Origin of the sequence: Kitasatospora sp. NPDC002551 (assembly GCF_040296005.1) — a bacterium.
Lineage (GTDB): Bacteria > Actinomycetota > Actinomycetes > Streptomycetales > Streptomycetaceae > Kitasatospora.
The window spans coordinates 88,259-101,172 of sequence record NZ_JBEOWI010000026.1 but is presented as its reverse complement, the minus strand read 5'-3'; the positions used below and the strand labels follow the sequence as shown (position 1 = coordinate 101,172).

The 12,914-nt window shown below is 73.1% G+C and carries 11 protein-coding genes; 5 read left to right on the top strand and 6 right to left on the bottom strand.

The annotated features are described in order from the left end of the window. Nucleotides 1-512: 512 nt before the first annotated feature. From ABT093_RS22325 to ABT093_RS22310, 4 genes are read left to right on the top strand one after another with little or no spacing between them, the layout of a single operon-like run. The gene (locus tag ABT093_RS22325) at nt 513-1,988 is read left to right on the top strand and encodes an NAD(P)/FAD-dependent oxidoreductase (RefSeq protein WP_350566867.1); all 1,476 of its coding nucleotides are present in this window, start codon (nt 513-515) and stop codon (nt 1,986-1,988) included. Further along, a complete protein-coding gene (locus tag ABT093_RS22320; protein WP_350566864.1) occupies nt 1,985-3,403 on the top strand; it encodes an aspartate aminotransferase family protein in 1,419 nt (472 codons plus the stop codon). The genes ABT093_RS22325 and ABT093_RS22320 overlap by 4 nt, the downstream gene beginning before the upstream one ends. Further along, complete coding sequence (locus ABT093_RS22315) at nt 3,400-3,837, top strand: hypothetical protein (protein ID WP_350566861.1); 438 nt, start codon at nt 3,400-3,402, stop codon at nt 3,835-3,837. Before ABT093_RS22320 ends, ABT093_RS22315 begins: the two co-directional genes overlap by 4 nt. Beyond that, entirely contained in the window at nt 3,834-5,312 is a 1,479-nt protein-coding gene (locus tag ABT093_RS22310) for a GMC family oxidoreductase N-terminal domain-containing protein (RefSeq protein ID WP_350566859.1), read from the top strand. Before ABT093_RS22315 ends, ABT093_RS22310 begins: the two co-directional genes overlap by 4 nt. A gap of 79 nt (nt 5,313-5,391) precedes the next feature. Here the strand turns inward: ABT093_RS22310 and glnA are convergent, their stop codons facing one another. Next, nucleotides 5,392-6,804: a type I glutamate--ammonia ligase gene (gene glnA, locus ABT093_RS22305; protein ID WP_350566856.1), complete on the bottom strand. Its 1,413-nt coding sequence runs from the start codon at nt 6,802-6,804 to the stop codon at nt 5,392-5,394. A gap of 280 nt (nt 6,805-7,084) precedes the next feature. Between glnA and ABT093_RS22300 the strand changes: the two genes are divergently transcribed. Further along, complete coding sequence (locus ABT093_RS22300; protein ID WP_350566853.1) at nt 7,085-7,552, top strand: RDD family protein; 468 nt, start codon at nt 7,085-7,087, stop codon at nt 7,550-7,552. An 85-nt stretch (nt 7,553-7,637) separates the two neighbouring features. On the opposite strand, the gene ABT093_RS22295 is transcribed toward ABT093_RS22300, so the two are convergent. From ABT093_RS22295 to ABT093_RS22275, 5 genes are all read right to left on the bottom strand, one after another. Next, entirely contained in the window at nt 7,638-8,336 is a 699-nt protein-coding gene (locus tag ABT093_RS22295) for a DUF4191 domain-containing protein (protein ID WP_502884285.1), read from the bottom strand. 110 nt (nt 8,337-8,446) lie between these two features. After that, nucleotides 8,447-8,656 (bottom strand): SCO2195 family GlnR-regulated protein, encoded by a 210-nt coding sequence (locus tag ABT093_RS22290; protein WP_502884289.1) that lies wholly within the window; start codon nt 8,654-8,656, stop codon nt 8,447-8,449. A 198-nt stretch (nt 8,657-8,854) separates the two neighbouring features. Further along, nucleotides 8,855-9,808, bottom strand: a complete 954-nt coding sequence (lipA, locus tag ABT093_RS22285; RefSeq protein ID WP_350566845.1) for a lipoyl synthase — start codon at nt 9,806-9,808, stop codon at nt 8,855-8,857. Between the two features lie 153 nt (nt 9,809-9,961). Continuing rightward, the gene (lipB, locus tag ABT093_RS22280) at nt 9,962-10,732 is read right to left on the bottom strand and encodes a lipoyl(octanoyl) transferase LipB (RefSeq protein WP_502884288.1); all 771 of its coding nucleotides are present in this window, start codon (nt 10,730-10,732) and stop codon (nt 9,962-9,964) included. A 121-nt stretch (nt 10,733-10,853) separates the two neighbouring features. Then, entirely contained in the window at nt 10,854-12,827 is a 1,974-nt protein-coding gene (locus ABT093_RS22275) for a helix-turn-helix domain-containing protein (RefSeq protein WP_350566919.1), read from the bottom strand. Between the last annotated feature and the right edge of the window lie 87 nt (nt 12,828-12,914).

The following is a 12,914-nucleotide window of genomic DNA, read 5'->3' as shown; positions in this document are numbered from 1 at the left end:
TCGGATCTCCAGGCATCGCGGCAGGTCAGCGGCTTCTCCGCAGGACGAGAGCGAGGCACGGTGCTACGGTCCACTGGGAGCCCGAATCGCCCGAGGCGGTTCCGATGCCCTCCCCGCGCAGCGGCGTCTCCTTCGGCGGGGCGGAGGGCGCCTCCGCTGCGGGCGAGGCCCGGCCCGCGCCGCCCGGACCTTCCACACCTCCCGTACCCATCGCCTTCGGACGGAACAGCACCGGAGGATTCGAAGGGAGCAGCGATGTCCGACTTCCCCGAGACCACGGCGGAGTGCGTCCGTCGACCTCGTCCGGTGGGAAGGTCCGGCGCACCAGGCGTTGATGAGTCGCTCGGCCCTTCCGGCGCTCCGACCGGCCGCACGGCACCGCGGGGCGCCCGGGCGCTGGGCGTCCGACCGCCGTGCCTCGGCGTACCGGCGGGCTGCGCGTCCCAGGAGTACGACCGGACTCGCGGCCGCCCCGCGGGCCCGACGGGCCCCGACGACCGGGCGGCGGCCTCGTGAGCGGCCCGATGGCGGGGGCGCGGCAGGACGGCCGAGCGCCGGCCCGGGCGCCCGGCGACGAGGTCCTGGTGATCGGCGGCGGGTTCACCGGCCTGGCCGCCGCCCACGAGCTCGCCCTGGCCGGGGTGGCCTGCCGGGTGCTGGAGCGTGAGCCGTACGTCGGCGGCTTGGCAGGGTCGTTCGAGGTCGGGGGAGTGCGGCTCGAACGCTTCTACCACCACTGGTTCTCCTCCGATCTGGAGGTCCGGGGGCTGTGCGCGGAACTCGGCTGCTCCCACCTGCTCCAGCCGCACCGGACCCGGACCGGCCTCTACTACGCGAACTCGGTGTACCGGTTGTCGAGCCCGTGGGACGTGCTGCGTTTCGCCCCCCTCCCGCTGCCCGACCGGGTCCGGCTGGGCTGGTCCGCGGTGCGTGCCCACCGGGTGAAGCACTGGCGGGACCTGGAGGACCTCACGGCCCGCGAGTGGCTGTTGGAGCTGAGCGGGCCGCAGGTCTACGAGACGGTCTGGCGTCCGCTGCTGGAGGGCAAGTTCGGCCAGTACGCGACCGAGGTCGGCGCCACCTGGATGTGGACCAAGCTCCACCTGCGCGGTGGCAGCCGGTCACACAGCGGCCGCGAGGTCCTCTACTACCTTCGGGGCGGCTGCGCCGCCCTGCTGGACGCCTGGGTCTCGCGCCTCACCGACCTGGGAGTCCGGATCTGCACGGGCACCCCGGTACGGCAGGTACTGACCGACGCCCACGGGGTGTGCGGGGTCCGCACCGAGAGCGGAGTCCTGCCCGCACGGCGGGTCCTGGCGACCACGGCACCGGACCTGCTCGCCGGCTTCCTCGCCCCCGCCGCCGCCGGACCACCGCCCCATCCGGACGTTCCCGCCGTCCGCCGGCGACTGTCCGACATCCCCTACCTCGCCAATCTGTGCCTGGTGTTGCAGACCGACCGGTCCCTTTCGGACACCTACTGGCTCAACGTCACCGACCCGTCGTTCCCCTACGTCGGCGTCATCGAGCACACCAACCTGGAGGCTTCCGACGCCTACGCCGGGCGTCACCTGGTCTACCTGTCCGCCTACCTTCCGGCCAGCGCCGAGCTGTACCGGATGGACGACGAGGCGGTGTTCCACGCCAGCCTTCCGCACCTGAGCCGCATGTTCCCGCAGTTCCACCGCGACTGGGTCCGGCGCTACCACGTCTGGCGGGCCGATCACGCCCAGCCGGTCATCACCCCGCACTACTCCGACCGCATCCCGGCGATGGAGGCCGATGTGCCGGGGCTCTACCTGGCCAGCATGGCCCAGGTCTACCCCCAGGACCGGGGCACCAACTACGCCGTGCGGCAGGGGCGTCACGTCGGCCGCCTGATCGCCGACCGGATGCGCACCGCCCGCCGCACCGCCCCCCATCCACGGCCTCCCGGCGCCGGGCACGGCACGGGTCCGCGGTCCGGCCCCGAGGAGGGGACGCCATGAACTCCCTGATCAGCACCGAGGATTGCGAGCGGATGCCCATCGCGCGGGTGCACGAGCTCTACCGCCGTCATGTCAGCCGAGGCCAGGTGACGCTGCTCTCCGCCTTCGGATTCGGCCGCGATGCCGTGGACAGCGCCTCGGGCTGCTGGATCACCCTGCGCGACGGGCGGCGGGTCCTGGACTTCACCGGTGGGATCGGCGTCCTGAACCACGGCCACAACCACCCCCGCATCCTGGCCGCTCGCCGGCGCTTCGAGGAACTGCGGCGCATGGAGGTGCACAAGAACTACTTCTCACCGTACGTCGCCGCACTCGGGCACAACCTGGCTCAGCTGCTGCCCGCGGATCTCGATGTCAGCTACTTCCCCAACTCGGGCGCGGAGGCCGTCGAGGGCGCCCTCAAGATGGCCTACAAGTACCACCGCGGCCATCGCGGCACCGTTCTGCACACCGACATCGCCTTCCACGGCAAGCTGCTCGGCGCCGGAAGCCTGACCACCTCGCCGGAGGTGCACTTCACCTTCCCGCGGATCCCCGGCACGGACGGTTTCGCCTTCGACGACCTCCGCTCCCTCGAACTGGCCCTGGAGCGGCACACCACGCCCGAGGGCGAGAGCGACGTCTACGCGCTGGTCCTGGAACCCTTCAGCGCTTCCGGTCTCCGCGAGTGCTCGGAGGAGTTCCTGCGCGAGGCGCGCCGGCTGTGCACCGAGCACGACATCGTCCTGATCTTCGACGAGGTCTACACCTCCTGGGGCAGGACCGGTTCGCTCTTCCACTTCATGCGCCACCCCGGCCTGGTCCCGGACGTGGTGACCACCTCCAAGTCCTTCGGCGGCGGCAAGGCCTCCATCTCCGGTTACGTGGCCAGGGAGCCGGTCTTCCGCAGAGCCTACGACTCGCTCCCCGACGCCACCCTGCACAGCACCACCTACTACGGGTTCGGGGAGGAGACGGTCACCGCGCTGGAGGCCGTGGCGATCGCGGTCGAGGACGACTACCCCGCCAGAGCCCGCCACCTCGGCGAGCGGCTGCGCCGCGGCCTCACCGCCCTCGCCGCCGGCCACCCGCGCCTGATCGCGGAGGTCCGTGGCGCCGGTGCTCTCCAGGGCGTCGTCCTGCGCCACGGTCCGGCCGCCCTCGACCACGCGCTGCGGCTGCTGCCGTCCTCCTTCGCGCGCGACCCGCAGGCCGGGGCCAAGCTGGCCACCGCCGCCGTGGTCGCCGCCCTCTACCGTGACCACGGCGTGCTCACCTACTACGGCTCCAACCACGACCTCCCCCTGATCGCCGCTCCTCCCCTGGTGGCCGAGGACTCCGACCTCGACCTCTTCCTGGAAGCCCTGGACGCGGTCCTGGCCAAGGGAATGCCCCGTCTCCTGGCGGGCCTGGCCAGGGAGCAGGTCACCGCATGAGCTCCCCGGCGGCCCGTCCCGCACCGCCCGCCGAAGGGTTCCGTACCGCGCGGGAGCACCGTCGCCTGCGGGTCTGGGAACGGCGCGTACGCTCCGCCGGGCTCCCGCCGCTCTGGGCGGGCCGCTGCACGGCCCTGTCCGAACCGTCCCGCCAGGCCGCCGCGGTCCGACACACGGCCGCCACCCTGGCCGCCCTCCCGGCGCCGTACCGCCTGGTGCTCGCCCTGCTGATGCGGGTGTTCCCGGTCGCCGCCGTCCTCGCGGACCCGACGGGCCCGTTCCGGGGCACCTCGGACCGGACCCGCCCGCAACGGGTCGCCGACCGGCTGTCCACGGTGCCCGGCTGCGCCGAACTGCTCAGGGTGAGCCTCGCGCTGGCCCTGCACGGCGCTCTGGACGGCCCCTGCGCCACGCCTCGGCAGGGGTTCGGATGACCAGGACCGTCCGCACCGTCCGCTGCGACGCCCTGGTGATCGGCTCGGGAGCCGGAGGCAGCGCCGCGGCCCTGGAACTCGCCGGAGCGGGCCGGGAGGTCCGCGTCCTGGAGGAGGGCCCGCTCGTCCCGCAGGCACGGATCACCCGGGCGTCCCCGGCGGAGAACCTGCGCCTGCTCTACCGCCAGGGCGGTCTGGTTCCCATCCACGGCGCACCCACCATCCCCTTCGGGGAGGGGCGTTGCGTCGGGGGAACCACGGTGGTCAACGGAGGGCTGTTCTGGCGTCCTCCCGAACACCTGCTGGAGTGCTGGGCGTCCGCCGGTGTCGACGGCTTCCGGGCCCACCACCTCGCCCCCCACCTGGCCGAGGCGGAGCGGCGCCTCGGTGTCGTCGACCAGCCGCCCGGGCAGGGGAACCGCGACTCGGTGCTGCTCGCCCAGGCGGCCGACCGGCTCGGCTGGCGCTGGGCACCGGCCCGCCGGGCGGTGCGAGGCTGCCGGCACGCCAACCGGTGCGTGACCGGCTGCCCCACCGGGGCCAAGCAGAGCATGCTGGTGAGCTACCTGCCCGCCGCCGAACGGCTCGCAGCGGTCATCGAGCCCGACACCCGGGTCGTCCGGCTCGACCATGACGGCACCCGGGTCACGGCCGTGCACGCCCTGCGCGACGGCCGACGACTGCGCTACCTCCCGCGGACGGTGTTCCTGGCCGCGGGGCCGATCGGCAGCGCGCTGCTGCTGCGGCGCAGCGCCATCGGCGGACGCGGCCCCGGCCGGGCCATCGCGTTCCACGTCAACTTCCGCACGGTGGCGCGATTCGGCGAATCCGTCCGCGCCACCGAGGGCACCATCTTCACCGCGCAACTGCAGGAGTTCGCCGACCTGGGTGTGCGGGTGATGCCCGCGAACCTCACGCCGGGGTCGCTCGCCGCGGCGCTGGCCGCCCACCCCGCCGGGACCGTCGACCGGATGCTGGCCCAGCTCGACCGGATCGCGGTCTACACAACCCAGGTGAGCGTCCGGGGCACCGCACGGCTGCTGGCGGTACCCGGCCTCGGCGCCGTCCTGCGGCACCGCCTGACCGGGAGCGACCGGGACCTCCTCCGCTCCGCCTTCCGGCACACCGCCGAGCTCCTCCTGGAGGCCGGCGCGGTCGAACTGCTGCCGCCCGCACCCGCCGGCCTGACCGCCGCCGCGCAGGCGGCCGACTTCGCCCAGCACGGCCGGCCCGAGAGCTGGGACCTCGTCTCCGTCCACGCCATGGCGTCCTGCCGCATGGGCCCACCCGCCCTGGGCGGAGTGTGCGACGCCCAGGGCCGCCCGCACGGCTTCACGAACCTGCGGCTGTGCGACGCGAGCGTCCTGCCGGGCCCCACCGGGATCAGCCCGCAGGAGACCATCATGGGCTTCTCCCACCTGATGACGGCCCGCTACCTGGAGCAGCCCACCGGCCATCGCCCCGAGGGCGCCTGAGCAGGCCGCGGCCCTGCCGCCGGCGCCCGCGGGCGGTCCGCTCGCGGGCGCCGGCGGGTTTCCCGGGCCGGAGGTGCTCCTACAGGTCGTAGTAGAGCTCGAACTCGTGGGGGTGGGGGCGGAGGGCGATCGGGGCGATCTCCTGGGTGCGCTTGAAGTCGATCCAGGTCTCGATCAGGTCGGGGGTGAAGACGTTGCCGGCGAGGAGGTACTCGTGGTCGGCTTCGAGGGCTTCCAGGACGGCGGGGAGGGAGGAGGGGACCTGGGGGACGTTGGCGTGGTCCTCGGGGGCCAGCTCGTAGAGGTCCTTGTCGACCGGCTCCAGGGGTTCGATCTTGTTCTTGATGCCGTCCAGGCCGGCCATCAGCATGGCGGAGAAGGCCAGGTAGGGGTTGGAGGAGGGGTCGGGGGCGCGGAACTCGATGCGCTTGGCCTTGGCGTTGGAGCCGGTGATGGGGATGCGGATCGCGGCGGAGCGGTTGCGCTGGGAGTAGACCAGGTTGACCGGGGCCTCGAAGCCGGGGACCAGGCGGTGGTAGGAGTTCACCGACGGGTTGGTGAAGGCGAGCAGCGACGGGGCGTGCTTGAGCAGGCCGCCGATGTAGTAGCGGGCGGTGTCCGAGAGGCCGGCGTAGCCCTGCTCGTCGTAGAAGAGCGGCGAGCCCTCGGTCCACAGCGACTGGTGGACGTGCATGCCCGAGCCGTTGTCGCCGAAGATCGGCTTCGGCATGAAGGTGGCCGTCTTGCCGGCCCGCCAGGCGACGTTCTTGATGATGTACTTGAACAGCATCAGGTCGTCGGCGGCGTGCAGCAGGGTGTTGAACTTGTAGTTGATCTCGGCCTGGCCGGCGGTGCCGACCTCGTGGTGCTGGCGCTCGACCTCCAGCCCGGCCCTGGCCAGTTCCAGCGACATCTCGGCGCGCAGGTCGGCGAAGTGGTCGACGGGCGGGACGGGGAAGTAGCCGCCCTTGTACTTGACCTTGTAGCCGCGGACGTCGCCCTCGGTGGAGCCGCTGTTCCAGGCGCCGGCCTCGGAGTCGATGTGGTAGTACGAGGCGTTGGCGCTGGTGTCGAAGCGGACCGAGTCGAAGACGTAGAACTCGGCCTCGGGGCCGAAGAACGCGGTGTCCGCGATGCCGGAGGAGGCGAGGTAGGCCTCGGCCTTCTTGGCGACGTTGCGCGGGTCGCGGCTGTAGGCCTCGCCGGTCACCGGGTCCTGGATGAAGAAGTTGATGTTGAGGTGCTTGTCCCGGCGGAACGGGTCCAGCCGGGCCGTGGCGAGATCGGGGACCAGGCCCATGTCGGACTCGTGGATGGCCTGGAAGCCGCGGATCGACGAGCCGTCGAACATCAGGACCTCGGACGGGTCGAACGTCGCCGCAGGTACGGAGAAGTGCTGCAAGACGCCCGGCAGGTCGCAGAAGCGGACGTCGACGAACTTCACGTCGTTGTCCTGGATGAACTGCTTCACTTCGGCGGCGTTGTTGAACATCCATCCTCCTCGGTGTTGCGAATGGGGCTCACCCTAGGAACGGGCCGTTTCCGGTCGGTGACCCAGTCGTTTCCTGAATGTTAACCGCCGTCGCCAGGTGGGCGGCAAAGGCGTACGGGACCGGACAAAACGCCTCGCCGCGGCAGGTGGGGACCGTGTATCGGTCTAGACCACTTGGGGGTGGTGGGGGAAAGCCGGCGGCGTCCGGTTCACTCTTCGGTGGCGGGTCCGGCGGGGAGGCGGTGGCCGTCCCCGGCGTTCGCCCGGTTAGTGTGGATTCGTGGACACCAGAGAAGCGTTGGGATCGTGGATCGACGGCCCGAAGGCGGCCGCCGAGAAGATGGGCGCCGACTTCGGCTACCGCGGTGAGCGCCTCGGACTGCCCAAGGAGGGCCCCGGCTCCATCGCCGGCCCCGGCCGCCGGATGGGCGCGCTGTTCGTCGACGGCTGGCTGGTCTCCCTGATCGCCTACGGGCTGATCGCCAAGGGCTCGCCGGGCTCCGCCAACATGTGGACCACCCCGCTGTTCTTCACCGTCACCGTGCTGCTGCTCGCCACCACCGGGACGACGGTCGGCAAGCGGCTGTTCGGGCTGCGGGTCGTCCGCCTGGACGGCAGCCGGGCGACCATCCCGCAGGTGCTGCTGCGCACCGTGCTGCTCTGCCTGCTGGTGCCGGCGCTGGTCTGGGACCGGGACACCCGCGGGCTGCACGACAAGGCGGTCGGCACGGTCGAGGTGCGGATCTGAAAGGACCCCGGGCACGGGGAACGGCCCCGCCGCGGAAGCATCCGCGGCGGGGCCGTTGCCGTACCGACTGTCGACGGGGAGGGGCTCAGCGAACCTGGCCGCCCTTGGGCATCCGGGCGCCCTTGGGCATCGGGCCCTTGGGGATGGGCGCCTTGGAGAGCAGGTCGCCCAGCGCGCGCAGGCGGTCGTTGGTCTCGGTGACCTGCGCGGCCGTGATGGCGCGCGGCAGACGCATCAGGTGGATCTGCAGCTTCTTGAGCGGGACCTCGCCCTCGCCGTTGCCCACCACGATGTCGTGCACCGGCACGTCGCCGACGACCCGCGCCATCTTCTTCTTCTCCGACGCGAGCAGCTGGCGGACCCGGTTCGGGTTGCCCTCGCCGATCAGCGCGATGCCGGCCCGGCCCACGGCGCGGTAGACCGCGTCCTGGCTGCGGGTGACGGCCACCGGGGTGGGGTTGGCACTCCAGCCGCGCCGGATGTTGTTCAGCACCGCCGCGACGGCGCCCGGCTGCCCCTCCATCTGTCCGAACGCGGCGCGCTCGGCCCGGCGCCCGAAGACGATCGCCATGGCCAGGAAGGCCACGATGAAGCCCAGGATGCCCAGGTAGACGGGGTGCTCGATCGCGAAGCCGATGGCGAGGAACACGCCGAAGGTCAGCAGGCCGACGCCGGCGATGATCAGGCCGATCTTGGTGTCGACCTTCTTGGTCATGGTGTACGCCTGGCGGATCTGCTTCAGCCGCCCGGGGTTCTCGGATGTTTCCCTCGCCATAACGCTCATGGTACGTGGCGTGGGTACGGGATATCCAAGCCCGGGTGCCCGTTCGCCCCGAACCGTGACCCGGGCGACCTGCCGGCACCGCCGGCCGGGCTGATCCGGAAGGGGCGGCGCTAGCGGCGCAGCGGCCCGCCGGCGGCCCCGTCGGTGCCCTCCGCCGCCCCCGGGAGCAGCGCGTCGTGCCGCCGGTCGGCCGCGAGGCGGCGGTTCTCGCACACGGCCGCCCAGGCGTTGCGCCGGGCCTGCCGCTGCCCGCCGGACAGCAGGACGCTCTCGGCGAACCGCAGCGCAACCCCCACCGACCGGACCGACCCGATCCGCATCTGCATCCCGAACAGCTCCCCTCGTGGCCGTGGCCGAGAACAATCGAACGCCCGTGACGGGTCCATCGTCACCACCCCGTGTTACCAGCCCGTGACCTGGCCGTCAAAGCGTGGTGAACGCGAAAGGGCGGAGCCGAGGCTCCGCCCTTCACATGGCTCGAACCCGCTCCGGACGGCGTCCCGGTGCGGCCGGCCGGATCAGACCGAGGCCTGCGCCCGGCGCTCCAGCGCCTGCCGGTACAGCCGCCCGGCGCGGTACGACGAGCGGACCAGCGGACCGGACATGACCCCGGCGAAGCCGAGCTCCTCGGCCTCCTCCTGCAGCTCGACGAACTCCTGCGGCTTGACCCACCGCTCCACCGGGTGGTGGCGCAGCGACGGGCGCAGGTACTGGGTGATGGTGATCAGCTCGCAGCCGGCCCCGACCAGGTCGGCCAGCGCCTGGCTGACCTCCTCGCGGGTCTCGCCCATGCCCAGGATCAGGTTGGACTTGGTGACCAGCCCGGCGGCGCGCGCCTGGGTGATGACGTCCAGCGAGCGCTCGTAGCGGAAGGCGGGGCGGATCCGCTTGAAGATCCGCGGCACCGTCTCGACGTTGTGCGCCAGCACCTCGGGGCGGGAGGAGAAGACCTCGGCCAGCTGCTCCGGCACCGCGTTGAAGTCCGGGATCAGCAGCTCGACGCCGGTGCGTCCGCCCTCGCGGCCGGCGGTCATCGCGTGCACCTGGCGCACGGTCTCGGCGTACAGCCAGGCGCCGCCGTCCGGCAGGTCGTCGCGGGCGACGCCGGTGATGGTGGCGTAGTTGAGGTCCATGGTGACGATGGACTCGGCGACGCGGCGCGGCTCGTCCCGGTCGAACTCGGCGGGCTTGCCGGTGTCGATCTGGCAGAAGTCGCAGCGGCGGGTGCACTGGTCACCGCCGATGAGGAAGGTCGCCTCGCGGTCCTCCCAGCACTCGAAGATGTTGGGGCAGCCGGCCTCCTGGCAGACCGTGTGCAGCCCCTCCTTCTTCACCAGCGACTGGAGGGCGTTGTACTCCGGGCCCATCTTCGCGCGGGTCTTGATCCACTCGGGCTTCCGCTCGATGGGGGTCTCGCTGTTGCGGACCTCCAGGCGGAGCAGCTTCCTGCCGTCGGGTGCGACAGCGGACACGTGCGACTCCTAGAACTAGACGGGGTACCCCCAGGGTACGCCTGTGCTTGTACGGCCTTCGCCGGGGCTGCGGCCCCGCAATCGCAGGGCAACAGGGCTACCGATGGGTAGATTCCCGCAGGCCGCGGGGGAGGGGGAAGGGGGCGGCGCGCTTCAGCGGCCGGGTGCCGGCTCCGGCAGCTCGGCGAACACCTCGGCCAGGTGCTTCTCGACCAGCGGCAGGGCCTGCGCGACCGGGAAGTCCCGGCCCAGCTCGCCGGCCAGCGAGGCGACCCCGGCGTCCCGGATGCCGCACGGCACGATCCTGTCGAACCAGGTCATGTCCGGATCGCAGTTCAGCGCGAACCCGTGCATGGTCACCCCGCGCGCGACCCGGACGCCGATCGCGGCCAGCTTGCGGTCGTCGCCGCGCTGCCCGGCGTTGGACGGCGCGTACTCGGGGCCGGCCAGCCGCGGGTCGATGCCCAGCGGCAGGCCCATCCGCAGGGTGAGCTTGCCGATGTCCACCACCTGCGCCGGGTCCACCACCGCGTCCGGGATGGACGCGCCCAGCACCCAGACGCCGCTGCGGCCCTCGACCCGGGTGGTCTCCACGCCCAACGCGCCGCAGGCGCGGATCAGCGCTTCCTCCAGCCGCCGCACGTACGCGATCACGTCGATCGGGTCCGGCAGCTTGACGATCGGGTAGCCGACCAGCTGGCCGGGGCCGTGCCAGGTGATCTCGCCGCCCCGGTTGACCTCGACCACGGGGGTGCCGTCCAGCGGCAGGTCGGCCGGATTGGTGCGCTTGCCCATGGTGTAGACGGGCGGGTGCTCCAGCAGCAGCACCGTGTCGGGGATCTCGTCCGCGACCCGCAGGGCGTGCAGCCGCTGCTGCTCCTCCCAGGCCTCCTGGTACGGGACGGCTCCCTCGCCCATGCCCATGCGTATGAACCGCACGTTCTCGCTCACCGCTGCTCCTTGCCAGGCGTTCGAGACCAACCTCGCCACTGTACGCCCGCCCGCCGGAGAACCGGCCGGGCCCCTCTCGCGGTCAGGGTCCCGCTCACCGGCCGGACAGCAGCTGGAGCCGCAGCGCCAGCTGGAGCTCCAGCGAGCGCTCCGGGGCGTTCCAGTCCCGGCCCAGCAGCACCTCGACCCGGTCCAGCCGCTGCACCACGGTGTTCACGTGGACGTGCAGCTCGTCCTTGGCCCGGGTGAGGCTGCCGCCGCAGTCGAAGTAGGCGCGCAGGGTGCGGACCAGTTCGGTGCCGCGCCGGGCGTCGTACTCCAGCAGCGGGCCCAGCGTCGCGCGGACGAAGCCCGCCACGTCGTGGCCGTCGCCGAGCAGTACGCCCAGGAAGCCGAGCGCCCGCGCCGAGGCGCCCTCGCCGGAGCGCCCGAGCACCCGCAGCGCCCGGACGCAGCGCAGCCCCTCGGCGTACGCGGCGGCCAGCGCCACCGGCCCCGCGGCGGGCCGCCCGGCGCCCACGGTGACCGGGAACCCGGCCAGCCGGGCGAGCCGCTCGGCCGCCTGCCCGGCGGCCCGCTGCGCGGCGTCCCCCGCACCACTGCCGCTCCCGCTGCCGTCGCCGCTCCCGCTCGCGGCCCCGCCGCCCGGCCCGCCGTCCCCGCCCGGGACCAGCAGCACCACCGCCTCCCCGTGCTCCGCGCTGATGCCGCGCGAGCCGAACAGGTACCGCCCGGCCGCGCCCGCCAGCCGGGAGCGGGCACCGGTGTCCCGCGCGTCGCCCGGCTCCGCGACCAGCACCAGGTGCGGCCGGCCGAGGTCGACGCCCAGTCGGCGGCCGCGCGCGGTCAGCCCGGCCGGGTCCCGGTCCGGGGCGGTCAGCAGGTCGGCCAGCAGTTCGCCGCGCACCCGGTTCTCCGTCTCGGCGACCGAGCGCCGCAGCAGCAGGAGCAGCGCGGTCACCACGCTGGCCCGCTCGAACAGCCGGCGGTCGGCGTCGTCGAGGTCCGGCCGGCCGCGCAGCACCAGCGTGCCGAGCTGCTCCTGCCCGGCCAGCACCGCGCAGACCCAGGCCTCGCCGTGGCGCACCGAACGCCCCTCCGCCCGGGACGCGGCCGCCGCCTCGGCCAGCCCGGTGCCCGGCGCGGCGGCCCGGCCGGCCAGCGGCTCGCCCTCGGCGTCCAGGACGGCTATCTCGCCGCCGAGCAGGGTGGCCACCGCCGCGGCGACGTCCGGCACCTCGGCCCCGCGCAGCACCAGGTCGGTGAGCCGGTCGTGGCCCTGCGCGGCGCGCTGGACGGCGGCGGAGTGGGCGCGGATCAGCTCGTTGGCGCTGTTCAGCTCGGCGAGCGCGGCCCGGGTGTCGGCCAGCGACTTGGCGGTGTCCAGCGCGATCGCGGCGTGCGCGGCCAGCGTGCAGAGCAGCGCGACCTCGTCGGGGGAGAAGGCCCGCGGCGAGCGGTCGGCGGCGAACAGCACGCCGATCACCCGGCCGCCGAGCAGCAGCGGCACGCCGATGATCGCCACCAGGCCCTCGTCGAGCACGCCCGCGTCGATGCTGCCGGTGTGGTGGAACCGCTCGTCGGTGCGGTAGTCGTGGGTGGCGTACGGGCGGGCGGTCTGCGCGACCAGGCCGCCGAGGCCGTCGCCGAGGCTGAGCCGCAGGGTCTGGAAGAGCACCGAGACCGAGCCGTCGGTGACCCGCATGTAGGTGTCGCCGGCGGCCTCGTCCGGGAGGGTCAGATACGCGGTGTCGGTGCCCAGCAGCATCCGGGCCCGGCGGACGATCGCCTGCAGCACCGCGTCCAGGTCCCGGGAGGCGGCGAGGTCGCCGGCGGTGTCGAACAGCGCCGTCAGCTCGGCCTCCCGGCGCCGGTGCTGACGCATCGTCCGGTGGACCCGCAGCGCCTGCCAGGTGGCGTCGTCGATCTCGCTCAGCACCGCGGCCGGCGCGCCCTGCCGGCGGGCGTCGGCGAGCACGTCGGCGAAGTCCTCGGTGGCGGCGCCGGAGGCGAGCAGGTCCAGCAGGCGGCGGAGCGCGGGTGCCGAGCTGGTGTGGAGGTCGTTCATGGTGCGGCCGCCCATCGACAGTGGGTGTACGTGCCCGGGGGAGGGAAGCGAGATCGTAGCTGCTCGGCCCGGGTGGCCGTAGCCGGT

What these genes read in the sequence shown, in the direction of transcription:
- ABT093_RS22315 (WP_350566861.1), top strand. Translation starts at nt 3,400, where the DNA reads ATGAGCTCCCCGGCGGCCCGTCCCGCACCGCCCGCCGAAGGGTTCCGT.
- ABT093_RS22290 (WP_502884289.1), bottom strand. Translation starts at nt 8,656, where the DNA reads ATGCGGATCGGGTCGGTCCGGTCGGTGGGGGTTGCGCTGCGGTTCGCC.
- lipB (WP_502884288.1), bottom strand. Translation starts at nt 10,732, where the DNA reads ATGGGCATGGGCGAGGGAGCCGTCCCGTACCAGGAGGCCTGGGAGGAG.
- glnA (WP_350566856.1), bottom strand. Translation starts at nt 6,804, where the DNA reads ATGTTCAACAACGCCGCCGAAGTGAAGCAGTTCATCCAGGACAACGAC.
- ABT093_RS22320 (WP_350566864.1), top strand. Translation starts at nt 1,985, where the DNA reads ATGAACTCCCTGATCAGCACCGAGGATTGCGAGCGGATGCCCATCGCG.
- ABT093_RS22275 (WP_350566919.1), bottom strand. Translation starts at nt 12,827, where the DNA reads ATGAACGACCTCCACACCAGCTCGGCACCCGCGCTCCGCCGCCTGCTG.
- ABT093_RS22310 (WP_350566859.1), top strand. Translation starts at nt 3,834, where the DNA reads ATGACCAGGACCGTCCGCACCGTCCGCTGCGACGCCCTGGTGATCGGC.
- ABT093_RS22295 (WP_502884285.1), bottom strand. Translation starts at nt 8,336, where the DNA reads ATGAGCGTTATGGCGAGGGAAACATCCGAGAACCCCGGGCGGCTGAAG.